The organism is Streptococcus mitis (assembly GCF_047463435.1).
GTDB lineage: Bacteria > Bacillota > Bacilli > Lactobacillales > Streptococcaceae > Streptococcus > Streptococcus mitis_DS.
In genome coordinates, this window is record NZ_JASHDW010000014.1 from 13,097 (window position 1) to 37,397 (window position 24,301).

18 protein-coding genes and 3 tRNA genes are annotated in these 24,301 nt (G+C 35.3%); 11 read left to right on the top strand and 10 right to left on the bottom strand.

Annotated features, from left to right (window positions below):
* Positions 1-3: 3 nt before the first annotated feature.
* Both guaB and trpS read right to left on the bottom strand, forming a co-directional pair.
* Positions 4-1,482 (bottom strand): IMP dehydrogenase, encoded by a 1,479-nt coding sequence (gene guaB / locus QM843_RS08660; RefSeq protein ID WP_000073418.1) that lies wholly within the window; start codon positions 1,480-1,482, stop codon positions 4-6.
* A gap of 151 nt (positions 1,483-1,633) precedes the next feature.
* A complete protein-coding gene (gene trpS, locus QM843_RS08665) occupies positions 1,634-2,659 on the bottom strand; it encodes a tryptophan--tRNA ligase (RefSeq protein WP_000165458.1) in 1,026 nt (341 codons plus the stop codon).
* Between the two features lie 205 nt (positions 2,660-2,864).
* On the opposite strand from trpS, the gene QM843_RS08670 reads away from it, so the two are divergent.
* On the top strand, positions 2,865-4,487 hold the full coding sequence (locus QM843_RS08670) for an ATP-binding cassette domain-containing protein (protein ID WP_314415604.1): 1,623 nt from the start codon (positions 2,865-2,867) through the stop codon (positions 4,485-4,487).
* Positions 4,488-4,548: 61 nt separating this feature from the next.
* Positions 4,549-7,092, top strand: a complete 2,544-nt coding sequence (locus tag QM843_RS08675; protein ID WP_414304782.1) for a YfhO family protein — start codon at positions 4,549-4,551, stop codon at positions 7,090-7,092.
* 29 nt (positions 7,093-7,121) lie between these two features.
* Here the strand turns inward: QM843_RS08675 and QM843_RS08680 are convergent, their stop codons facing one another.
* Positions 7,122-9,764 (bottom strand): YhgE/Pip family protein, encoded by a 2,643-nt coding sequence (locus QM843_RS08680; protein ID WP_414304781.1) that lies wholly within the window; start codon positions 9,762-9,764, stop codon positions 7,122-7,124.
* Positions 9,765-9,891: 127 nt separating this feature from the next.
* On the opposite strand from QM843_RS08680, the gene QM843_RS08685 reads away from it, so the two are divergent.
* Positions 9,892-10,434 (top strand): TetR/AcrR family transcriptional regulator, encoded by a 543-nt coding sequence (locus QM843_RS08685; protein ID WP_414304780.1) that lies wholly within the window; start codon positions 9,892-9,894, stop codon positions 10,432-10,434.
* A gap of 40 nt (positions 10,435-10,474) precedes the next feature.
* Here QM843_RS08685 and QM843_RS08690 read toward each other — a convergent pair.
* The 7 genes from QM843_RS08690 to rlmH form a co-directional block, all read right to left on the bottom strand.
* Positions 10,475-10,548 (bottom strand) — tRNA-Asn (locus QM843_RS08690).
* Between the two features lie 5 nt (positions 10,549-10,553).
* Positions 10,554-10,625: transfer RNA gene (locus tag QM843_RS08695), tRNA-Glu, on the bottom strand.
* A 51-nt stretch (positions 10,626-10,676) separates the two neighbouring features.
* Positions 10,677-11,429, bottom strand: coding sequence for a competence system response regulator transcription factor ComE (gene comE, locus QM843_RS08700; RefSeq protein WP_049546431.1), 753 nt, complete (start codon positions 11,427-11,429; stop codon positions 10,677-10,679).
* Positions 11,426-12,751 (bottom strand): competence system sensor histidine kinase ComD, encoded by a 1,326-nt coding sequence (gene comD, locus QM843_RS08705; protein WP_261012702.1) that lies wholly within the window; start codon positions 12,749-12,751, stop codon positions 11,426-11,428. Before comD ends, comE begins: the two co-directional genes overlap by 4 nt.
* A 12-nt stretch (positions 12,752-12,763) precedes the next feature.
* Positions 12,764-12,886, bottom strand: a complete 123-nt coding sequence (gene comC, locus QM843_RS08710) for a competence-stimulating peptide ComC (RefSeq protein WP_033684573.1) — start codon at positions 12,884-12,886, stop codon at positions 12,764-12,766.
* A gap of 164 nt (positions 12,887-13,050) precedes the next feature.
* Positions 13,051-13,124, bottom strand: a tRNA-Arg gene (locus tag QM843_RS08715).
* A gap of 43 nt (positions 13,125-13,167) precedes the next feature.
* Entirely contained in the window at positions 13,168-13,647 is a 480-nt protein-coding gene (gene rlmH, locus QM843_RS08720) for a 23S rRNA (pseudouridine(1915)-N(3))-methyltransferase RlmH (RefSeq protein ID WP_120770759.1), read from the bottom strand.
* A gap of 183 nt (positions 13,648-13,830) precedes the next feature.
* Between rlmH and htrA the strand changes: the two genes are divergently transcribed.
* The 8 genes from htrA (at position 13,831) to mfd (ending at position 24,301) form a co-directional block, all read left to right on the top strand.
* The gene (gene htrA / locus QM843_RS08725; RefSeq protein ID WP_203212917.1) at positions 13,831-15,012 is read left to right on the top strand and encodes a serine protease HtrA; all 1,182 of its coding nucleotides are present in this window, start codon (positions 13,831-13,833) and stop codon (positions 15,010-15,012) included.
* 57 nt (positions 15,013-15,069) lie between these two features.
* A complete protein-coding gene (locus QM843_RS08730) occupies positions 15,070-15,828 on the top strand; it encodes a ParB/RepB/Spo0J family partition protein (protein ID WP_203212918.1) in 759 nt (252 codons plus the stop codon).
* A 212-nt stretch (positions 15,829-16,040) separates the two neighbouring features.
* Complete coding sequence (dnaA, locus tag QM843_RS08735; RefSeq protein WP_049501878.1) at positions 16,041-17,402, top strand: chromosomal replication initiator protein DnaA; 1,362 nt, start codon at positions 16,041-16,043, stop codon at positions 17,400-17,402.
* Positions 17,403-17,560: 158 nt separating this feature from the next.
* The gene (gene dnaN / locus QM843_RS08740) at positions 17,561-18,697 is read left to right on the top strand and encodes a DNA polymerase III subunit beta (RefSeq protein WP_049501879.1); all 1,137 of its coding nucleotides are present in this window, start codon (positions 17,561-17,563) and stop codon (positions 18,695-18,697) included.
* 64 nt (positions 18,698-18,761) lie between these two features.
* Positions 18,762-18,956 (top strand): DUF951 domain-containing protein, encoded by a 195-nt coding sequence (locus tag QM843_RS08745; RefSeq protein WP_049501880.1) that lies wholly within the window; start codon positions 18,762-18,764, stop codon positions 18,954-18,956.
* A gap of 84 nt (positions 18,957-19,040) precedes the next feature.
* The gene (gene ychF / locus QM843_RS08750) at positions 19,041-20,156 is read left to right on the top strand and encodes a redox-regulated ATPase YchF (RefSeq protein ID WP_084950572.1); all 1,116 of its coding nucleotides are present in this window, start codon (positions 19,041-19,043) and stop codon (positions 20,154-20,156) included.
* A 71-nt stretch (positions 20,157-20,227) separates the two neighbouring features.
* Entirely contained in the window at positions 20,228-20,797 is a 570-nt protein-coding gene (pth, locus tag QM843_RS08755) for an aminoacyl-tRNA hydrolase (protein ID WP_414304779.1), read from the top strand.
* Entirely contained in the window at positions 20,798-24,301 is a 3,504-nt protein-coding gene (gene mfd / locus QM843_RS08760) for a transcription-repair coupling factor (RefSeq protein ID WP_414304778.1), read from the top strand.

The following is a 24,301-nucleotide window of genomic DNA, read 5'->3' on the forward strand; positions in this document are numbered from 1 at the left end:
CTTTTACATAGAATAATTTGGTGCCTCATTAGTAATTTGTACATCATGAGGATGGCTTTCTTTCAAACCAGCACCTGACATTTCGATAAATTGAGCATTGTCATGTAGTTCTTTAAGATTAGCTGCACCACAGTAACCCATACCAGATCGGATACCGCCAATCATTTGGAAGACAATATCAGCTGCCGCTCCTTTATAAGCAACACGACCTTCAATTCCTTCTGGAACAAGTTTGTTTGCTTCATTGACAGAACCTTGGAAGTAACGATCGCTTGAACCTTTCTTCATTGCTGCAATTGATCCCATACCACGGTAAGTCTTGAACTTGCGTCCTTGGAAGATTTCAGTTTCACCTGGAGCTTCATCAGTTCCAGCAAACATTGATCCAAGCATAACTGCATTCCCACCAGCAGCAAGGGCTTTTACAATATCTCCAGAATACTTGATTCCACCGTCAGCAATGATCGTTTTCCCATATTCACGCGCAACGGCTGCAGCATCATAGATAGCTGTTACTTGCGGAACACCAACACCTGCAATTACACGAGTAGTACAGATAGAACCTGGTCCAATACCAACCTTGACAACGTCTACACCTGCTTCGTAAAGTGCGCGCGCTCCCTCAGCAGTAGCAATATTTCCAGCAATCAAAGTACGATCTGGGAAATGAGCACGAATCTCAGCAATTTTACGCAAGACACCTGCAGAATGACCATGCGCAGTGTCAATAACAATCGCATCCGCGCCTGCCTCAAAAAGAGCCTCTGCACGCTCAAATGTATCTGAGGTAACACCTACTGCACCTGCAACTAGAAGACGACCAAACTCATCTTTAGCAGCATTTGGAAACTCAATAACTTTTTCAATATCTTTGATAGTAATCAAACCAGAAAGACGACCTTCTTCATCTACCAAAGGAAGTTTTTCAATACGGTGTTCTTGAAGAATGCTCTCAGCTGTTGCAAGATCAGTACCCACAGGAGCAGTCACAAGATTTTCACTAGTCATATGGTTTGAAATTGGTTGGTTATAATCTGAAATAAAACGAAGATCTCGGTTTGTCAAAATACCAACCAATTTACGATTTTCAAGTGTTTCAACAACTGGAACACCACTGATGCGGTAACGACCCATAAGCTCATCTGCTTCAGCAATTGTATGTTCAGGAGTCAAGAAGAACGGATCAATAATAACTCCATTTTCAGAACGTTTTACCTTTCGAACTTCATCTGCTTGTTGAGCAATTGACATGTTTTTATGGATAACTCCGAGACCGCCTGCACGAGCAATAGCAATGGCCATTTGACTCTCTGTAACTGTGTCCATGGCAGCGGTAATAATTGGGATATTTAAAGTCAAATTATCTGCCAATTTAGTTGTTAAATCTGCATCGTTAGGCAACACATGACTTTCAGCTGGAATAAGCAATACATCATCAAAGGTAAAACCTTTTTTCAAAAATTTAGTGTCCCAATTAGACATTCGAAGTTTCCTCTTTTCTTTCTTTTTGAGCTTGACTCTTTTTATATTGTATCTATCATACCATTCTATAAAAATTTGTCAAATGTTACAGGGGTAAATAAAAAACTATCTTTTCTTCGAGATAGAAATGATAGTTTCTTGTAAAATAAACTTAGTTAAAGTAATGAAGTCCCATTGCCCCTTTAACCTCAGATAGGGTTTGACCTGCAACTTCACGAGCTCTTTCACTACCTTTTTGAAGCATATTATAAACTTCTCCCATATCCTTAGCAAATTCGATACGGCGCTCACGAATAGGACCAAGTTCACGTTCTAATATTTCAAGTAGATAACGCTTGGTCTTCACATCACCAAGACCACCTCGTTGATAATGTTCTTTCATTTCAGCAATTTCTTGAGCATCTTCTGGGCGACCAAAAACATCTAGATAATGGAAAACCATATTTCCTTCAATTTTACCTGGATCCTCAACGCGGATATGATCTGGGTCTGTATACATACTCATTACTTTTTTACGCAAAGTATCCGCATCATCAGCTAAATAAATACCGTTATTGAGTGATTTAGACATTTTAGCATTCCCATCTAAACCAGGCAAACGCCCTGCTCTCTCATTTTCTGGATAAATACCTTCCGGTTCTACCAAGACATCACAGTTATATGCATTGTTAAAAGAACGAACAATTTCACGAGTTTGCTCAATCATTGGTTTCTGATCTGTCCCAACAGGAACATAATTGGCCTTAAAGGCTGTGATGTCAGCTGCTTGAGCTATTGGATAGACCAAGAATCCTGTCGGAATGCTTTCTCCAAATCCTTTCTGAGCAATTTCTGTCTTGACAGTTGGATTACGCTCCAAACGTGCTAATGACACCAAATTCATATAATACATAGACAACTCAGCTAATTCTGGAATTTGGCTTTGAATAAAGATAGTTGACTTACTTGGATCCAATCCAACTGCAAGATAATCCAAAGCCACATTTCCGATAGACTCTACAATGGTTTGAGGATCTTTGGCATGATCTGTCAAGGCTTGTTGGTCAGCCAAGAACACAAACATATCATACTTATCCTCTTCCTGTAATAATACTCGATTTTTGAGACTTCCAACATAATGTCCAATATGCAATTTTCCTGTTGGACGGTCTCCTGTTAAAATAATGGGTTTAGTCATTTTATTCTCCTTTGATATGGTCCCTTCAATTATAGCATTTTTTTAATGAAATAACTGCAATTTATTAAAATAAATCAACCTTGCTATTTACGGATTTGTGTAAAGTATGCTGTAAATATAATTTACACAAAATTGACAGATAAAAATTTGAATATTTCCGTATTTTCTAGTAGAATAAATATATTACACATATAGGAGAAAAACATTGCTTACAGTATCTGATGTTTCACTACGTTTTAGTGATCGCAAACTTTTTGATGATGTCAATATCAAATTTACAGAAGGAAATACTTACGGATTAATCGGTGCTAATGGTGCCGGAAAGTCAACATTCTTAAAAATTTTAGCGGGTGATATCGAACCTACTACTGGTCACATCTCTCTTGGTCCAGATGAACGTCTCTCTGTTCTTCGTCAAAATCACTTTGACTATGAAGACGAACGTGCCATTGATGTCGTTATCATGGGAAATGAAAAACTTTATAGTATCATGAAGGAGAAAGATGCTATCTACATGAAAGAAGATTTCTCAGATGAGGATGGAGTGCGTGCTGCCGAACTCGAAGGAGAGTTTGCCGAACTTGGAGGCTGGGAAGCAGAAAGTGAAGCCTCTCAACTTCTTCAAAACCTAAATATCCCAGAAGAATTGCACTATCAAAATATGAGTGAATTGGCTAACGGTGAGAAAGTAAAGGTTCTCCTCGCCAAAGCACTTTTTGGTAAACCAGATGTTCTTCTCTTGGACGAGCCTACCAACGGTTTAGACATCCAATCGATTACTTGGTTAGAAGACTTCTTGATTGACTTTGATAACACTGTTATCGTAGTATCCCACGACCGTCACTTCTTAAACAAAGTATGTACTCACATGGCCGACCTTGACTTCGGAAAAATCAAACTCTATGTCGGAAACTACGACTTCTGGAAGGAATCTTCTGAACTCGCTGCTAAATTGCTAGCAGACCGTAATGCTAAAGCAGAAGAAAAAATTAAGCAATTGCAAGAATTCGTTGCTCGTTTCTCTGCCAATGCTTCTAAATCAAGACAAGCAACCTCACGTAAGAAAATGCTTGATAAGATTGAGCTAGAAGAGATTGTGCCATCTAGTCGTAAATATCCATTTATCAACTTTAAAGCAGAGCGTGAGATTGGTAATGATCTCCTGACAGTAGAAAATCTAACTGTAAAGATTGATGGTGAGACTATTTTAGATAATATCAGTTTTATCTTGCGTCCAGGTGATAAGACAGCTCTTATTGGTCAAAATGACATCCAAACGACTGCATTAATTCGTGCAATCATGGGGGACATTGACTATGAAGGAACTGTCAAGTGGGGAGTAACTACTAGCCGTTCTTACTTGCCAAAAGATAACTCGGCAGATTTTGCAGGAGGAGAGTCAATCCTTGACTGGTTGCGTCAATTCGCAAGTAAAGAAGAAGATGACAATACTTTCCTACGTGGTTTCCTAGGCCGTATGCTCTTCTCTGGAGATGAGGTTAACAAACCTGTAAACGTCTTATCAGGAGGAGAAAAAGTTCGTGTCATGCTTTCAAAACTCATGCTTTTAAAATCAAATGTCCTTGTACTTGATGATCCAACCAATCACTTGGACTTGGAATCTATCTCAAGCTTGAATGATGGATTGAAAAACTTTAAAGAATCAATCATCTTTGCCAGCCATGACCACGAATTTATTCAAACTCTAGCTAACCATATCATTGTCTTGTCTAAAAATGGTGTCATTGACCGTATCGATGAAACCTATGATGAATTCCTAGAAAATTCAGAAGTACAAGCAAAAGTTAAAGAACTTTGGAAAGACTAAATAAAACTTCAAAACTCAGTTGGGTTAACCAGCTGAGTTTTCTAACATTTTATGAGGTAACATGAAATTATTTTTTAAAACATATTGGACCTATTTTGTTTCTTTCATCATTCCCATAATCATTATGATAGGAGTATATCTATCTCAAGGTATCTACTGGAATAGCGCCAACTCCCCTCTATTAGGAGATGGCTTTCATCAATACGTTATTTTTGATATAGCTCTAAGAAATATCCTACATGAAAATGGTAGTCTGTTTTACACCTTTACAAGTGGCCTCGGATTAAATTTCTATGCCCTATCTAGTTATTACTTGGGAAGTTTCCTTTCACCTCTAGTTTACTTTTTTGATCTAACGAATATGCCAGATGCTGTCTATCTGACAACTCTCTTAAAATTTGGATTGATTAGTTTGTCAACTTACTTTAGTTTAAATAAATTATTTCAATCGATGCCTAAGCCTTTAAAACTAGCTTTATCTACTTCCTATGCTCTGATGAGTTTCACTGTCAGTCAATTAGAGATAAAAACCTGGCTAGATGTTTTTATCTTGATTCCTTTAATTATAACTGGTTTACAGCTACTTATCACTGAAAAGAAATTCCTATTGTACTTTACAAGTCTGTCAATTTTGTTTATTCAAAATTATTATTTTGGCTATATGACAGCATTGTTTCTTATTTTCTGGTATCTCTGTCAAATTTCGTGGGACTTTAAAACCCGAAAATCATCTTTTCTTGATTTTGTTATTACCTCCTTTTTAGCTGGTATGGCTAGTTTGATTCTGACTCTTCCCACTCTGTTTGATTTACATACACACGGGGAAAAATTGACTGAAGTTACAAAGTTTCAAACTGAAAATAGCTGGTACCTTGATCTCTTTACTAAGCAATTCATTGGTTCCTTTGACACAACAAAGTATGGGGCTATTCCAATGATTTTTGTAGGACTACTTCCCTTTATTTTGACTATCTTATTTTTTACACTGACATCCATTAAGTTTCACGTGAAACTTATCTATGCAATTTTCTTTGCATTTCTAATTGCCAGCTTTTATATAGAAGCTCTTGATTTATTTTGGCAAGGCATGCATACTCCAAACATGTTTTTACATCGCTATGCTTGGATTTTCTCTACCTTGTTAATTTACACAGCAGCGGAAGTCTTAAATCGTCTGAAAGAAATTAAAATCTGGAATTTTTTAGTTTCGCTTTTTCTTATAGTAACAGGATTTTTAGCTACCATCTATCTAAAATCACATTATTCTTTTTTAACAGATTTGAATATTCTGCTTACTCTTGAATTTTTGGTTGTCTATTCTCTTTTACTCCTTGTAGTTATCAAAAAGTTTATCTCTGTAAATCTATTTGCCATTCTAATCTCTTTATTTATAATGGTTGAAATAAGTTTAAATGCTTCATCTCAAATGAACGGAATTGCTAAAGAATGGGGTTTTGCTTCTCGAAGTGCATATAATCGAGATATCCCAGCTATGGAATCTTTCTCAACATATATTGGAAATCAATTTACTCGTACTGAAAAACTACAAACTCAGACAGGAAATGACAGTATGAAATTCAACTACAATGGAATATCTCAATTTTCATCTGTTCGAAATCGTTCAGCAAGCTCTACTTTGGATAAACTTGGGTTTAAATCCTCTGGGACTAATCTCAATCTCCGCTATGCAAATAATAGTATCTTGGCTGATAGTTTATTTGGTATCCAGTACAATATCTCAGACAGTACTATTGATAAGTATGGTTTTAAAGATATCTATCAAAAAGATAATCTTACCCTATATGAAAATCAATTCTCTCTTCCGATTGCATTTGCTAGTCAATCTGTTTACAATGATGTCAAGTTCAATGAACACACTTTGGATAATCAAGCCTCGTTTTTAAATCAACTTGCTAACGTCGATTTTGATTATTTTTCTCCAATCCCTTATGACAAAACAGAAAATACTAATGATTTGATTAGTGTCACAAGTTCTTCAAATGAGAATGCAGCAATCCAGTATCAAATTGAAGTGCCAGAAAACAGCCAAGTTTATCTTTCTTTCACAAACCTTCACTTTTCTAATGACAAACAAAAAAAGGTTGACATTCTTGTAAATGGAGAAAAGAAAACTTTTACAACTGATAATGTCTTCTCCTTCTTTAATCTAGGCTATACAAAAGAGAAAAAAACTTTCAATATCAATGTTAGTTTCCCTGGAAATTCACAAGTATCATTTGAATCTCCTACTTTCTATCGTTTAGATACCCAAACTTTAACTGAGGCAATTCAAAAAATTAAAGAACAACCTGTCACAGTATCAACTTCTAAAAACAAGGTCTTTGCCACATATGATGTTAAACAAGATACGTCCATTTTCTTCACCATTCCTTATGACAAAGGCTGGTCTGCCTACCAAGATGGTAAGAAAATAAAAATTAATCAAGCTCAAACTGGCTTTATGAAAGTTGACGTTCCTAAGGGAAAAGGAACTATTACACTTTCCTTTATTCCCAATGGTTTTGTTATTGGAACAATCTGTTCCTTTACTTCTCTTTTACTATTTGGAATTTATAATCACAAACGAAAAGCATCTAAGACTTAAAAAATCGACCAGTTAAGCGGTCGATTTTTTTAATCTTCTTCCATTTTCTTAGGTTGATAGGCTAGTATACCTAAACAAATAAATAGTACTAATATAACGGCAAGGAAAATGACTTGATGATGAATATTTCCTGTCATAGAAATTGTTTGTCGTAATCCCGAAACTGAATAACTCATTGGTAACCAGGGATTAATAGCTCTAAAGAAATCATTTGTCAAGGCAAGTGGATAAGTACCTGCACTTGATGCTAACTGTAATAAAAGCAAAATAAGAGAAAAGAAAGCTCCTATACGGCTATTCCATGTTGTTAAAGCGGTCACCATGGACATGAATACTAAACTTGTTAGGATAATGAGAATAAATGTTCTCATCTCATAATTTGCAGTTAAACCAATAAGATGAACTCCTCCATATACCAAAATTCCTGCCAAAACAGCTATAATACCATTTATTTCTGCTCGAGATTTCAACCAAGCCCAACGACTCTCTGGATGACGTCCTGAAGGCAACTTCGCAAAGATCATATTCGTTGATATTGCTGCAACAAAAAGAGCAACTGATATCATATAAGGAGCCATTGCAATTCCATTTACAGGAACTTGATCATTGTCTGTTTTTGAAAGATTGAGTGGATTTGACAAAATCTCTGCATTTTGAGATTCCGTAGATGCTGATTTGAGTTGATCACTAGCATTACTTAATCCTTGTCCCAAAGAAGCAACTCCTGTCTGTAAACCTTCCAATCCAGAAGTTAACTTTGTTCCACCTTCTGCTAGTTTCCCAGCTCCATCTGCCAATTTATTAGCTCCACTTTCTAATTGAGAAGTACCTGAAATTAACTGACTGGATTTGTCAGCTAGTTGGCTAGATCCTGATTGTAATTTATCAACTCCTGCCATTAATTCTTGACTCTTTTGATTCAATTGGTTGGAGCCAGTTGATAATTTTTCAATACCAGATACTAATTCTGGAGTTTTTTCAGCTAATTGACCAACTCCTGCTGTCAAGCTAGAAGATTTTTGTGTCAAGGTGTTTAAGCCTGAAACTAGTTGATCCAAACTACTTGTCAAGGTGGCATTCTTTTCACTTAGTTGACTTGCGCCTTGAGAAATTTTATCAACACCTGCAGTATATGCATTTACCCCCGATGTAATCGACTGACTAGCAGGAACTAATTTACTCGTCAATGTTCCCTGTATCTCTGTTAATCCACTTGACAATCCTGTCAAAGAAGTAGAAGCAATAAGTAATACTTGATTAGCTTGATTTTTTAATGTCGAAAGATTTGAAGATTTATTTTGTAAGTTTTCCAAACTTCCCTGTAAACCTTGTACTAAAGCTATAATTGACTGATCCGATTGAATACTATCAGTCGAATTTTGAGATACAGAAGCGCTTATCTCAGCTTGTTGCTCACTTGTCAATGATTGATAAGCTGCTGTCGATTGAATATTGGCTAATGTAGTCGCTTTATCAGACTGAGCACTTGCTAACATTTGATTAGAAAGAAATACTATACTTGATAAAACAGAATCTAATTGTTTTGTATCTCCAACATCAATATTTTGAATAGCTTGATTTAACTGATTCAGACCAGAAGATAATTGATTAATTTGATTTTTTTGCTCAGACGAAGCCTCTAACTTGCTAGAAAGTTGTTGAATCCCTTCACTTAATTGCTCCACACCCATTCGAAGTGTAGCTGATTGATTAGATAACTGATTAGCACCTGTTGCAAGACTTCCCACTCCATTGGTGTAGGCACTAACACCAGATGAAAATTGATTAAGACCAGCATTGAGCTGAGAAACACCGCCAGTATAGGACTCTACACCAGTATATAGTTGATTGATTCCTCCTACTAATTCAGGACTTTTAGAAGATAATTGACCTAATCCGCTATCTAATTGACTCACTGCACCAGTATATGTAACTAAACCACTATTAAAATTTCCTAATCCAAGATGAAGTTGTTCAACACCAGAGACATAAGAGGATAATCCTTTAGTAAACTGCTCCGTTCCATTTGAAAATGTTAAACTTGAATCTGCTAAAGAGTGTAGGTTAGTAGTTAATGTTTGACTTCCTGCCACTAACTGATTCGCTCCATCAGTTAGTTTTTCACTACCAGACACTGCTTGACTCATACCATCCTTTAAATCGACCATCTTGTTAAAGAAAGCTTTAGTATAAGTCTCGGTTACATTGGTAGAAACACTCTGCTTTAATTGTGTCATAGCAGAATCGCTCATCTTGCTGGCAATAAAACTATGGCCACTTGAAGTCTGATAATCGATTTGCATTTGCTCAGGGTGATCCGTTAAAATAGAAGCTGCTTTTTCAGACAAGTCACTTGGCAAAGTGACTACCATATAATAATCACCGTTTTCTAGACCCTTCTTACCTTCTTCTTCATCTACAAAATGAAAATCCAATGATTTATTTTGCTCTAAATTAGACACCATGTCTTTTCCTATAGACATGCTATTACCATTATAAGAGGCATCTTTATCATTATTGACAACTGCCACAGGTAAGTCAGACACTTGACCATATGGATCCCACATTGATGACAAAAATATGATATTGTACAGAGCGGGAATAAGAGAAATCCCTATCATGACAATAATAAAGGTTGGTTTTTTAAAAATTGCTTTCCATTCTTTAAACATAGTTTCTCCTTTTTTAAACATATTGTCTAAAATTTTGATATAATAGATTATACAATAAAAAATCTAAATTACAAGATAAAAAATCCATTTTTAGACATATAGTCTAATTTGTTTACAAGGAGGAAATATGCAAGAAAGTAACAAACGCTTAAAAACAAAGAAAACTATTGAAAATGCTATGGTACAACTACTGATAGAACAACCATTTGATCAAATTTCTACTGTCAAGTTAGCAGAAAAAGCCGGAATTAGTCGTTCCAGCTTCTATACTCACTATAAGGATAAGTATGATATGATTGAGCATTATCAAAGCAAGCTATTTCATACATTTGAATATATTTTTCAAAAACATGCTCAGCGCAAAAGAGACGCTATTCTAGAAGTCTTTGAATATCTAGAATCAGAACCACTTCTGGCTGCTCTTCTTTCTGAAAATGGGACGAAAGAAATCCAAAATTTCTTACGAAATAAACTTCATATCATGCTCAGTACAGATTTACAAAAGCGATTTATGCAACTGAATCTAAATACCACTGAATTAGAATATAGTAGCATCTATTTAACTCATGCACTTTTTGGTGTCTGTCAAACTTGGATTGCACACGGAAAAAAAGAAAGTCCTCAAGAAATAACAGACTTCCTTATGAAGATGCTTGGTGATACAAATTGATACAAAAAGAGGAACACAGTTGTGTTCCCTTTTATCTATACTCCGCCAGTAGGACTCGAACCTACGACATCATGATTAACAGTCATGCGCTACTACCAACTGAGCTATGGCGGATAAAATAGTCCGTACGGGATTCGAACCCGTGTTACCGCCGTGAAAAGGCGGTGTCTTAACCCCTTGACCAACGGACCTTCTATCTGTAGCAGATATAACCATTATATCAATTTCTTACTAATTGTCAATCACTTTTTAGATTTTTTCTCTAGAATATCTTTCAATTTTCTAATTTTTAACCTTGAAATAGGACAACGATGGTCTTCATAGAAAACAACTTCTAGATTCTTTCGGTCAATTTCTCTGATATTGCCTATATTTACCAAAAATGACTTATGAGGAGAATAAAATCGTTGGGTATGTTTATCCTTTTCCTGAATATCTGTCATTGTTCCATAGAACTCTTTGGCAAAATTCTTACCAATAATGCGCAATTTATGAGAGACACCTGTCGTTTCAATATACAAAATATCATGGTAAGGAATTTTTAAATCATTGCCCTTATAATTGTAGTCAAAATAATCTACAACATCTTCATTTTCAAGTAACATACTCTTCGTGTAGAAGATATTTTGCTCAATTCGCTTCTTAAACATCTCATCGTTGATATCCTTATCAACAAAATCTAGGGCTGATACCTGGTATTTATAGGTCAGAGTCGCAAACTCTGATCGACTGGTGATAAAGACGATAATAGCGTAAGGATTGTAATGACGAATGAGTTGAGCCACTTCAAATCCCTTTTTCTCAATCCCATGAATATCAATATCTAGGAAATAAAGTTGATTTACTTCATCATTTTCAATATATTCCTTGAACTCACGAACTTTTCCCGTTGTCTTGTATGATATTGGAATATTCGATTCTTTCGAAATTTCATCCAATATTCTCTCTAGTCTCACTTGATGTTCAATAACATCTTCTAAAATTAAAACTTTCATTCAAATTCCCTCTTAAATCTAATAATTTGTCTAAATGTACTGCCTTCCATCTCTGTTTCTAAAATAATATTGTTGTACTTATCTAGTAGTTCTTTCACATTATTTAATCCTACTCCGCGATTTCTTCCCTTAGTTGAGAATCCTAAAGCAAATAGATCTCCTGAAGGAGTCATCGTCATTTTGCATGAATTCTGAATCACAATCACTGTTTCAGTTTCCATCTTAATAACTGCTACTTCCATCTGCTTTTTATAGCTATCAGCTGAACCTTCAACAGCATTGTTCAATAAAACGCTCATGATACGAACCAAATCCAATAGTTCAATTGGGAGCTTGGTAATCGTATCTTTTACTTCCAGTGTAAACTCTACACCATTATTTCGAGCATAGACAATGGACTGAGCAACCAAACTTCGTAAAGCTGAATCTTCTATGTTGTTCAAATCAAAGTAAGTATACTTATCTGAACGCAGTTTATGATTGGCTTTGACCAAAACTTCATTGTAAACTCTGTCAATTTCCTGTAAATCACCACTGTCAATTGCCATCTGCATGCTGACAAGCATTCCAGCATAGTCATGTCGAAAACCACGGATTTCATTATACAGACCGACAATTTCATCTGTGTAATTCTGTAAATGTTTCTGTTCAAATTTCTTCTGCTTTAAAGCAATCTCTTTTTCCATTTGTTCTTTATGCGAATTCATTGCAAAGAAGGTCAAAAGGAGAGAAATAAAGACAATAGATGATAAAATACTTCCAAAACTATTCAAATGTTTAATCGTACTTACCATATCTGAAACGAAAGATACAATATGGAGCAGTAGTAAGGCAAAAAATACTTTTTTCAAGAAAGGATAGAGATAGTCCTTATCAAAATAGTTTAGTTCTAAATGGAAATAACGAATGATTGTTACGATAACGACATAAGTCAACACCGTTACAACTAAAAAGAATAGGTCATAATATTGTAAAACAAAATTGTCTCCTGTTATAGAGGAAAAAGTTACAGACAGAAAGGTATGAGTGCTCTCATATAAAAGAGATAGTAGTAAACTTAGGAATAGTCCTCTATCCCTCTCATACTGTTTAATCCATTTAAAATAGGAATATAGCATCAAAGGAAATAAAAATGTTACAATCCCTAATTCATCTAAATGTAGAAGATAAAAGGGAAGGCTAAGTACTATTTCTACTAGTAATGTATAAGCACCAAAAACGTATAGTTCCTTTGTTTTTATTTTACCTTTGCAAATTAAACTGTAACTGTGACTAATAATAAAAAAATATAATATAAAATCTACTACTAAGAAAAAATTCATTCTGACACTCCCTTATCTTCTTTTAAGAAAATTAATGAACATTTTATCTATTCTCCTCATCTCCCCACCTTGAATTTTTTGCAAGTCTTTTTCCTTCAAGGCTACAAACTGTTCCAATTTAACTGTGTTTTTCATAATAAAATCTCCTCAATGTTTTTTTCTTGTAAGCTAACTTACAAAAACCATTATACAAAATGAAATTTCGTTTTAGATAAAATTCTCTCAACTGTCATTTTTTTCTCCCAAAGTGTACTTTTTTAAGAAAAAAGCCGGGAAAATTCCCAGCTTTGCTACTATATTGATCCCAGCAGGATTCGAACCTGCGACCGTTCGCTTAGAAGGCGAATGCTCTATCCAGCTGAGCTATGAGACCTAACACAATTATTCTACCAAAAATTCAATTAAAAGTCAATTTTCTATTTATGATAGGGTGATCCCTGCTGAATTGTAAAAGCCCGATAGATTTGTTCAACAAGGACTAGTCTCATTAACTGATGGGGCAAGGTTAAACGACCAAAACTAACAGAGAGATTGGCTCTCTTTTTTACATCCCGTGCTAATCCCAGACTCCCTCCAATAATAAAAGTAAGAGTAGAAAATCCTTTTATAGAAGCTTCTTCTAAATGTTTACTAAATTCTTCTGAGGAGAAAGTTTTCCCTTCAATGGCTAACACAATAACAAAATCACGGTCACCAACTTTTGATAAAATTCTCTGACCTTCTATTTCTAAAATCTTTTGATTTTCTGATTCACTGGCCTTATCTGGTGTTTTTTCATCTGCTAGCTCTATCATTTCAAGCTTAGCAAATCGAGAAATTCGTTTTGAATACTCTGCGATACCATCTTTTAAATACTTTTCTTTCAGTTTCCCAACTGTTACAACTTTAATTTTCATGATTCTATTCTAACATATTCTCTATTTTTTCACATCTTATTCACAAAATAAAAGGTTAATTTTAGCCGAGAAAACCACAGATTTTTGAAAGTTATCCACAATCTGTGAAAAACTTTTGTTTTTAAGTTATAATTAAGCTAGTCAGTTTATACTTTCAGTAATTTCAAACATATGGAGGCAAATATGAAACATCTAAAAACATTTTACAAAAAATGGTTTCAATTATTAGTCGTTATCGTCATTAGCTTTTTTAGTGGAGCCTTGGGTAGTTTTTCAATAACTCAACTCACTCAAAAAAGTGGTGTAAGTAACTCCAACAACAATAGCACTATCACACAGACTGCCTATAAAAACGAAAATTCAACAACACAGGCTGTTAACAAAGTAAAAGATGCTGTTGTTTCTGTTATCACTTATTCGGCCAACAGACAAAATAGCGTATTTGGCAATGATGATACTGACACAGATTCTCAACAAATCTCTAGTGAAGGATCTGGGGTTATTTATAAAAAGAATGACAAAGAAGCTTACATTGTTACTAACAATCACGTTATAAATGGCGCCAGCAAAGTAGATATTCGCTTGTCAGATGGGACTAAAGTACCTGGAGAAATCGTCGGAGCAGATACTTTCTCTGATATTGCTGTCGTCAAAATCTCTTCAGAAAAAGTGACTACAGTAGCTGAATTTGGTGATTCTAGTAAGTTAACCGTAGGAGAAACTGCTATTGCTATTGGTAGCCCATTGGGTTCTGAATATGCAAATACTGTTACTCAGGGTATTGTATCTAGTCTCAATCGAAATGTGTCCTTAAAATCTGAGGATGGACAAGCTATTTCTACAAAAGCCATCCAAACTGATACTGCTATTAACCCAGGTAACTCTGGTGGCCCACTAATCAATATTCAAGGACAGGTTATCGGAATTACCTCAAGTAAAATTGCTACAAATGGAGGAACCTCTGTAGAAGGTCTTGGTTTCGCAATTCCTGCAAATGACGCTATCAATATTATTGAACAGTTGGAAAAGAACGGAAAAGTGACGCGTCCAGCTTTGGGCATCCAAATGGTCAATCTCTCAAATATTAATACAAGTGATATTAGAAGACTTAATATTCCAAGCAGTGTAACATCTGGTGTAGTTGTTCGTTCTGTACAAAGTAATATGCCTGCCAATGGTCACCTTGAAAAATACGACGTTATTACAAAAGTAGATGACAAAGATATTGCTTCATCAACAGACTTACAAAGTGCTCTTTACAATCATTCTATCGGAGACACCATTAAGATAACTTACTATCGTAACGGTAAAGAAGAAACTACATCTATTAAACTTGACAAGAGTTCAGGTGATTTAGAATCTTAATTGACATCTATGTAAAGAAAACTTTACATAAGAGAAAAGATGTGTTAGTGTAGAATCATGGAAAAATTTGAAATGATTTCTATCACGGATATACAAAAAAATCCCTATCAACCTCGAAAAGAATTTGATAGAGAAAAACTACATGAACTAGCACAGTCTATCAAAGAAAATGGGGTCATTCAACCTATTATTGTTCGTCAATCTCCTGTTATTGGTTATGAAATCCTTGCAGGAGAGAGACGCTATCGGGCTTCACTTTTAGCTGGTCTAAGGTCTATCCCAGCTGTTGTTAAACAACTTTCAGACCAAGAGATGATGGTCCAATCCATCATTGAAAATTTACAGAGAGAAAATTTGAATCCAATAGAAGAAGCACGCGCCTATGAATCTCTCGTAGAGAAAGGATTTACCCATGCTGAAATTGCAGATAAAATGGGGAAGTCTCGTCCTTATATCAGTAACTCGATTCGTTTGCTTTCCTTACCAGAACAGATTATCTCAGAAGTAGAAAATGGCAAACTATCACAAGCCCATGCGCGTTCGCTAGTTGGGTTAAATAGGGAACAACAAGACTATTTCTTTCAACGAATTATTGAGGAAGACATTTCTGTAAGAAAGTTAGAAGCTCTTCTGACAGATAAAAAACAAAAGAAACTGCAAAAAACTGATCATTTCATACAAAATGAAGAAGAACAGTTAAAAAAACTACTCGGACTAGATGTAGAAATCAAACTGTCTAAAAAGGACAGTGGAAAAATCATTATTTCTTTTTCAAATCAAGAAGAATACAGTAGAATTATCAACAGCCTGAAATAAGGCTGTTCTTTTATTTTTTTACCTCACAAGGTTATCCACTATTTTTTTCAGTAAAAAGCTTAATAAATCAATAATTTCTGATTTTATCCCCAACCTGTGGATAAAGCTTGATAACATTGTGGATTATTTTTCACAGCTTGTGGAAAATTCTTACTATCTATGGTAAAATAAGTCTAGCATTAAACTTTTAAATAGTAAAGGAGGAGAAAGGATTGAAAGAAAAACAATTTTGGAATCGTATATTAGAATTTGCTCAAGAAAGACTGACTCGATCCATGTATGATTTCTATGCTATTCAAGCTGAACTCATCAAGGTAGAGGAAAATGTTGCCACTATATTTTTACCACGATCTGAGATGGAAATGGTCTGGGAAAAACAACTAAAAGATATCATTGTAGTTGCTGGATTTGAAATTTATGATGCTGAAATAACTCCCCACTATATTTTCACTAAACCTCAAAATACGACTATCTCACAAGTTGAAGAAGCTACAAATTCAACTCTTTATGACTATAGTCCAAAGTTAGCATCTATTCCTTATTCGGATACTGGGTTAAAAGAGAAGTATACCTTTGATAATTTTATTCAAGGTGATGGAAATGTTTGGGCTGTATCAGCCGCCTTGGCTGTCTCTGAAGATTTGGCCTTAACCTATAATCCTCTTTTTATCTATGGAGGACCTGGACTTGGGAAGACTCATTTGCTCAATGCGATTGGCAATGAAATTTTGAAAAATATTCCTGATGCGCGTGTTAAATACATCCCTGCTGAAAGCTTTATTAACGATTTTCTTGAACACCTAAGACTTGGTGAAATGGAAAAGTTCAAAAAAACTTATCGTAGTCTTGATCTCCTCTTAATTGATGATATCCAATCGCTGAGTGGAAAAAAAGTTGCAACTCAAGAAGAATTCTTCAATACTTTCAACGTTCTTCATAGCAATCAAAAACAAATTGTTCTGACTAGTGATCGTAGTCCTAAACACTTAGAGGGCCTTGAAGAAAGACTTGTCACGCGCTTTAGCTGGGGCTTGACGCAAAACATCACACCACCTGACTTTGAGACACGTATTGCCATTTTACAAAGCAAAACAGAACATTTGGACTACAATTTCCAAAGTGATACCCTAGAATACCTAGCTGGCCAATTTGATTCAAACGTTCGAGAACTTGAAGGAGCAATTAACGACATCACTTTAATTGCCAGAGTGAAGAAGATTAAGGATATCACTATCGATATCGCCGCAGAGGCTATTAGAGCACGTAAACAAGATGTTAACCAAATGCTCGTCATCCCAATTGATAAAATCCAAAATGAAGTAGGGAACTTCTATGGTGTTAGTGTCAAAGAAATGAAGGGAAGCAGACGCCTTCAAAATATTGTTTTGGCCCGTCAAGTAGCCATGTATTTATCTAGAGAACTAACAGATAATAGTCTTCCAAAAATTGGGAAGGAATTTGGTGGAAAAGATCATACAACAGTCATTCACGCCCATGCAAAAATTAAATCTTTGATTGACGAAGACGATAATTTACGTTTAGAAATTGAATCAATCAAAAAGAAAATAAAATAACTTGTGGATAATTTTCGCTTTTTTATCTTTTTTATCCACATTTTTTAAACAAGCCAAAAATCTTGATATGACTTACTTTAAGTCTGTTTTCCACAGATTTCACAGACTCTATTATTACTATTATCCTTCTAATACTAAAAATAAATAAAGGAGAATCCATGATTCATTTTTCAATTAATAAAAATTTATTTCTACAAGCCTTAAATACAACTAAAAGAGCTATTGGCTCTAAAAATGCCATCCCTATTTTATCAACTGTCAAAATTGACGTAACTAATGAAGGTGTTACTTTAATTGGCTCAAATGGTCAAATTTCAATTGAAAATTTTATTTCTCAAAAAAATGAAGATGCTGGTTTGTTAATTACTTCTTTAGGTTCGATCCTTCTTGAAGCTTCTTTCTTCATCAATGTGGTATCTAGTCTACCTGATGTGACTCTTGATTTTAAAGAAATTGAACAAAATCAAATTGTTTTAACCAGTGGAAAATCAGAAATTACCCTAAAAGGAAAAGATAGCGAGCAATATCCACGAATCCAAGAAATTTCAGCAAGCACTCCTTTGGTTCTTGAAACAAAATTACTCAAGAAAATTATCAATGAAACAGCTTTTGCGGCAAGTACACAAGAAAGTCGTCCAATTTTAACAGGTGTTCATTTTGTATTGAGCCAACACAAAGAGTTAAAAACAGTTGCAACAGACTCTCATCGTCTAAGCCAGAAAAAATTGACTCTTGAAAAAAATAGTGATGATTTTGATGTCGTGATTCCTAGCCGTTCTTTACGCGAATTTTCAGCGGTATTTACAGATGATATTGAAACTGTAGAGATTTTCTTTGCCAACAACCAAATCCTCTTTAGAAGTGAAAATATTAGCTTCTACACACGTCTGTTAGAAGGAAACTATCCTGATACAGATCGTTTGATTCCAACAGACTTTAACACTACAATTACTTTTGATGTGGTAAACTTGCGTCAGTCAATGGAGCGTGCTCGCCTTTTATCAAGTGCGACTCAAAATGGTACTGTGAAGCTTGAAATTAAAGGTGGGGTTGTTAGTGCCCATGTTCACTCTCCAGAAGTTGGTAAAGTAAACGAAGAAATCGATACTGACCAGGTTACTGGTGAAGATTTGACCATTAGTTTCAACCCAACTTACTTGATTGATTCTCTTAAAGCTTTAAATAGCGAAAAAGTGACCATTAGCTTTATCTCAGCTGTTCGTCCATTTACTCTTGTGCCAGCAGATACTGACGAGGACTTCATGCAGCTCATTACACCAGTCCGTACAAATTAAGTGAAAGAGGTTGAGCTTAGCTCGCCTCTTTTATGATATAATCGAAAAAGAAAAGGAGAGTAGTATGTATCAAGTTGGAAATTTTGTTGAAATGAAAAAACCACACGCTTGTATAATCAAGTCAACAGGTAAAAAAGCCAATCGTTGGGAAATTACGCGTGTAGGAGCAGATATCAAAATAAAATGTAGCAATTGTGACCACCTTGTCATGATGAGTCGCTATGATTTTGATCGAAAAATGAATAAAATTATTGACTGAGACCCCTTAGTTAGAGGGTTAGCAAGTTTTCCCTTTTTGTGTTATAATATTAGGGATTGAAATGAAAACGGAGAATGAGAAAATATGGCTTTAACAGCAGGTATCGTTGGTTTGCCAAACGTTGGTAAATCAACACTATTTAATGCAATTACAAAAGCAGGAGCAGAGGCTGCAAACTATCCATTTGCTACTATTGATCCAAATGTTGGAATGGTGGAAGTTCCAGATGAACGCCTACAAAAACTAACGGAAATGATTACTCCTAAAAAGACAGTGCCAACAACATTTGAATTTACAGATATTGCAGGGATTGTAAAAGGAGCTTCAAAAGGAGAAGGGCTAGGAAATAAATTCTTGGCTAATATTCGTGAAGTAGATGCGATTGTTCACGTAGTTCGTGCTTTTGATGATGAAAATGTCATGCGTGAGCAAGGACGTGAAGACGCCTTTGTAGATCCACTTGCAGATATTGATACAATTAATCTGGAATTGATTCTTGCTGACTTAGAGTCAGTTAATAAGCGTTATGCGCGTGTAGAAAAGATGGCACGTACGCAAAAAGATAAAGAATCTGTGGAAGAATTCAATGTTCTTCAAAAGATTAAACCAGTCCTTGAAGATGGGAAATCAGCTCGAACTATTGAATTTACAGATGAGGAACAAAAGGTTGTAAAAGGTCTCTTCCTTTTGACGACTAAACCAGTGCTCTATGTTGCCAATGTGGACGAGGATGTGGTTTCAGAACCTGACTCTATCGACTATGTTAAACAAATTCGTGAATTTGCAGCGACAGAAAATGCTGAAGTAGTCGTTATTTCTGCGCGTGCTGAGGAAGAAATTTCTGAGTTAGACGAAGAGGACAAGCAAGAGTTTCTTGAAGCACTTGGATTGACAGAATCAGGCGTTGACAAGTTGACTCGTGCAGCTTACCACTTGCTTGGATTGGGAACTTACTTCACAGCTGGTGAAAAAGAAGTTCGCGCTTGGACTTTCAAACGTGGTATGAAGGCTCCACAAGCAGCTGGTATTATCCACTCAGACTTTGAAAAAGGATTTATTCGTGCAGTAACCATGTCATATGAGGATCTAGTGAAATATGGATCTGAAAAGGCCGTAAAAGAAGCTGGACGCTTGCGTGAAGAAGGAAAAGAATATATCGTTCAAGATGGCGATATCATGGAATTCCGCTTTAATGTCTAAAAAATTAATAAATGGTGTCAATTAGGTTGGAAAAAAATTCCAACCCTTTTGGCTTTTGAAAGGAAAAATAAATGACCAAATTACTTGTAGGCTTGGGAAATCCAGGGGATAAATATTTTGAAACAAAACACAATGTTGGTTTTATGTTGATTGATCAATTAGCGAGAAAACAGAATGTCACTTTTACACACGATAAGATATTTCAAGCTGACCTAGCATCCTTTTTCCTAAATGGAGAAAAAATTTATCTTGTCAAACCAACGACATTTATGAATGAAAGTGGAAAAGCGGTTCATGCTTTATTGACTTACTATGGTTTGGATATTGAAGATTTACTCATCATTTACGATGATCTTGATATGGAAATTGGAAAGATTCGTTTAAGATCAAAGGGCTCTGCAGGTGGTCATAATGGTATCAAGTCTATTATTCAACATATAGGAACTCAGGTCTTTAATCGTGTTAAGATTGGAATCGGAAGACCTAAAAATGGTATGTCAGTTGTTCACCATGTTTTGAGTAAGTTTGACAAGGATGATTATATCGGTATTTTACAGTCTATTGACAAGGTTGACGATGCTGTAAACTATTATTTACAAGAGAAAAAATTTGAGAAAACAATGCAGAGGTATAACGGATAAATGGTGACCTTATTAGATTTATTCTCAGAAAATAATCAGATTAAAAAATGGCATCAAAGTTTAACAGATAAGAAAAGACAACTAATACTTGGCTTATCAACATCTACTAAGGCTCTTGCAATTGCAAGCAGTTTAGAAAAAGAAGATAAGATTGTGTTATTGACGTCAACTTATGGAGAAGCAGAAGGACTTGTTAGTGATCTTATCTCTATCTTGGGTGAGGAACTTGTCTATCCATTTTTGGTAGATGACTCCCCCATGGTCGAGTTCTTGATGTCTTCACAAGAAAAAATCATTTCACGGGTTGAAGCCTTGCGTTTTTTGACTGATCCGTCTAAGAAAGGGATTTTGGTTTGTAATATCGCAGCAAGTCGATTGCTTTTATCGTCTCCAAATGTATTCAAAGATAGTATTGTAACAATCTCAGTTGGTGAAGAATATGACCAACATGCGCTTATCCATCAGTTAAAGGAGATAGGCTATCGAAAAGTTACACAAGTACAAACTCAAGGAGAATTTAGTCTGCGAGGAGATATTTTAGATATTTTTGAAATATCCCAGTTAGAACCTTATCGAATTGAGTTTTTTGGTGATGAAGTCGATGGTATTAGATCATTTGAAGTCGAAACACAGTTATCGAAAGAAAATCAGATAGAACTCATTATCTTTCCAGCTAGCGATATGCTTTTGAGAGAAAAGGATTATCAACGAGGACAGTCAGCTTTAGAAAAACAAATTTCGAAGACCTTATCACCTATTTTGAAATCATACCTAGAAGAAATTTTTTCAAGTTTTCACCAAAAACAAATTCATTCTGATTCAAGGAAATTTTTATCTTTGTGTTATGACAAGACATGGACTGTTTTTGACTATATTGAAAAAGATACCCCAATATTCTTTGATGATTATCAAAAATTAATGAATCAGTATGAAGTATTTGAAAGAGAATTAGCACAATACTTTACAGAAGAATTACAGAACAGTAGAGCATTTTCTGAAATGCAGTATTTTGCAGATACAGAGCAAATCTATAAAAAACAGAGTCCAGTTACCTTTTTCTCTAATCTGCAAAAGGGGTTAGGAAATCTCAAGTTTGACCAAATTTATCAATTTAATCAATATCCCATGCAGGAATTTTTCAATCAATTTTCTTTTTTAAAGGAAGAAATTGACCGATACAAAAAAATGGATTACACCATTATTCTGCAGTCTAGCAATTCAATGGGAAGTAAAACATTGGAGGATGTTTTAGAGGAATACCAGATTAAATTGGATTCTAGAGATAAGTCAAGTGTTTGTAAAGAATCTGTAAACTTAATCGAGGGTAATCTCAGACATGGTTTTCATTTTGTAGATGAAAAGGTTTTATTGATAACTGAACATGAGATTTTTCAAAAGAAATTGAGACGTCGTTTTCGAAGACAACATGTTTCAAACGCAGAGAGATTAAAAGATTACAATGAACTTGAAAAAGGAGATTATGTTGTTCACCATATCCATGGAATTGGTCAATATCTAGGGATTGAAACAATTGAAATCAAAGGGATTCACCGTGATTATGTTAGTGTTCAATACCAAAACGGGGATCAAATCTCTATCCCAGTGGAACAGATTCATCTACTGTCCAAATATGTTTCAAGTGATGGGAAAGCTCCAAAACTCAATAAATTAAATGACGGTCATTTTAAAAAGGCCAAGCAAAAAGTAAAGAACCAGGTAGAGGATATAGCTGACGATTTAATCAAACTTTATTCTGAGCGTAGTCAGTTGAAGGGGTTTGCTTTCTCAGCTGATGATGAGGATCAACATGCTTTTGATGATGCCTTCCCTTATGTTGAAACGGATGATCAACTTCGTAGTATTGAGGAAATCAAGAGCGATATGCAGGCTTCTCAGCCAATGGATCGACTTTTAGTTGGGGATGTTGGTTTTGGAAAGACTGAAGTTGCTATGCGTGCAGCCTTTAAGGCAGTCAATGATCACAAACAAGTTGTCGTTCTAGTTCCGACGACGGTTTTAGCACAACAGCACTATACGAATTTTAAGGAACGATTCCAAAATTTTGCAGTTAATATTGATGTGTTGAGTCGCTTTAGAAGTAAAAAAGAACAGACTGAAACACTTGAAAAATTGAAAAACGGTCAAGTTGATATTTTGATTGGAACGCATCGAGTTTTATCTAAAGATGTTGAGTTTGCTGATTTGGGATTGATGATTATTGATGAAGAACAGAGATTTGGTGTCAAGCATAAGGAAACCTTGAAAGAATTGAAAAAACAAGTGGATGTCCTAACCTTGACCGCTACGCCAATCCCTCGTACCCTCCATATGTCTATGTTGGGAATCAGAGATTTGTCTGTTATTGAAACTCCGCCGACTAATCGTTATCCAGTGCAAACCTATGTTTTGGAAAATAATGATAGTGTCATTCGTGATGCTGTCTTGCGTGAAATGGAGCGTGGAGGTCAAGTTTACTATCTTTACAACAAAGTTGACACGATTGACCAAAAGGTTTCAGAATTACAGGAGTTGATTCCAGAGGCTTCGATTGGGTATGTTCATGGGCAAATGAGTGAGATTCAGTTAGAAAATACGTTATTAGATTTCATTGAAGGTCAGTATGATATTTTGGTGACAACTACCATTATTGAGACAGGGGTGGACATTCCAAATGCTAATACTTTATTTATTGAAAATGCAGACCATATGGGCTTGTCAACCTTGTATCAGTTAAGAGGAAGAGTCGGACGTAGTAATCGTATTGCTTATGCCTATCTCATGTATCGTCCAGAAAAATCAATCAGTGAAGTTTCTGAAAAGAGATTAGAGGCAATCAAAGGATTTACAGAATTGGGTTCCGGATTTAAGATTGCTATGCGAGATCTTTCGATTCGTGGAGCAGGAAATCTTTTAGGCAAGTCTCAGTCTGGTTTCATTGATTCTGTTGGTTTTGAATTGTATTCGCAGTTACTAGAGGAAGCTATTGCTAAACGACATGGTAATGGGAAAACAAGAACCAAAGGAAATACCGAATTGATTTTACAAATTGATGCCTATCTTCCTGACACTTATATCTCTGATCAACGACATAAGATTGAAATTTATAAAAAAATTCGTCAAATTGACAATCGTGTCAATTATGAGGAATTACAAGAAGAGCTGATGGACCGTTTTGGAGAATACCCAGATGTGGTTGCTTATCTTTTAGAGATTGGTTTAGTCAAGTCATATTTGGATAAGGTATTTGTAGAACGTGTGGAAAGAAAAGACAATAAGATTACAGTTCAATTTGAAAAAATCACTCAACGACTGTTTTTGGCTCAAGATTATTTTAAAGCTTTATCCGCAACGAACTTAAAAGCAGCCATAGCTGAGAATAAGGGATTAATGGAAGTTGTATTTGATGTTCGAAACAAGAAGGACTATGAAATTTTAGAAGGTCTGCTCATTTTTGGAGAAAGTTTATTAGAGATAAAAGTGTCGAAAGAAGGCAATTCCCTTTAA

What these genes read in the sequence shown, in the direction of transcription:
- comE (WP_049546431.1), bottom strand. Translation starts at nt 11,429, where the DNA reads ATGAAAGTTTTAATTTTAGAAGATGTTATTGAACATCAAGTGAGACTA.
- dnaN (WP_049501879.1), top strand. Translation starts at nt 17,561, where the DNA reads ATGATTCATTTTTCAATTAATAAAAATTTATTTCTACAAGCCTTAAAT.
- ychF (WP_084950572.1), top strand. Translation starts at nt 19,041, where the DNA reads ATGGCTTTAACAGCAGGTATCGTTGGTTTGCCAAACGTTGGTAAATCA.
- pth (WP_414304779.1), top strand. Translation starts at nt 20,228, where the DNA reads ATGACCAAATTACTTGTAGGCTTGGGAAATCCAGGGGATAAATATTTT.
- comD (WP_261012702.1), bottom strand. Translation starts at nt 12,751, where the DNA reads ATGAATTTTTTCTTAGTAGTAGATTTTATATTATATTTTTTTATTATT.
- QM843_RS08680 (WP_414304781.1), bottom strand. Translation starts at nt 9,764, where the DNA reads ATGTTTAAAGAATGGAAAGCAATTTTTAAAAAACCAACCTTTATTATT.
- mfd (WP_414304778.1), top strand. Translation starts at nt 20,798, where the DNA reads ATGGTGACCTTATTAGATTTATTCTCAGAAAATAATCAGATTAAAAAA.
- comC (WP_033684573.1), bottom strand. Translation starts at nt 12,886, where the DNA reads ATGAAAAACACAGTTAAATTGGAACAGTTTGTAGCCTTGAAGGAAAAA.
- guaB (WP_000073418.1), bottom strand. Translation starts at nt 1,482, where the DNA reads ATGTCTAATTGGGACACTAAATTTTTGAAAAAAGGTTTTACCTTTGAT.
- QM843_RS08730 (WP_203212918.1), top strand. Translation starts at nt 15,070, where the DNA reads ATGGAAAAATTTGAAATGATTTCTATCACGGATATACAAAAAAATCCC.
- QM843_RS08675 (WP_414304782.1), top strand. Translation starts at nt 4,549, where the DNA reads ATGAAATTATTTTTTAAAACATATTGGACCTATTTTGTTTCTTTCATC.
- QM843_RS08685 (WP_414304780.1), top strand. Translation starts at nt 9,892, where the DNA reads ATGCAAGAAAGTAACAAACGCTTAAAAACAAAGAAAACTATTGAAAAT.
- rlmH (WP_120770759.1), bottom strand. Translation starts at nt 13,647, where the DNA reads ATGAAAATTAAAGTTGTAACAGTTGGGAAACTGAAAGAAAAGTATTTA.
- QM843_RS08745 (WP_049501880.1), top strand. Translation starts at nt 18,762, where the DNA reads ATGTATCAAGTTGGAAATTTTGTTGAAATGAAAAAACCACACGCTTGT.
- htrA (WP_203212917.1), top strand. Translation starts at nt 13,831, where the DNA reads ATGAAACATCTAAAAACATTTTACAAAAAATGGTTTCAATTATTAGTC.
- trpS (WP_000165458.1), bottom strand. Translation starts at nt 2,659, where the DNA reads ATGACTAAACCCATTATTTTAACAGGAGACCGTCCAACAGGAAAATTG.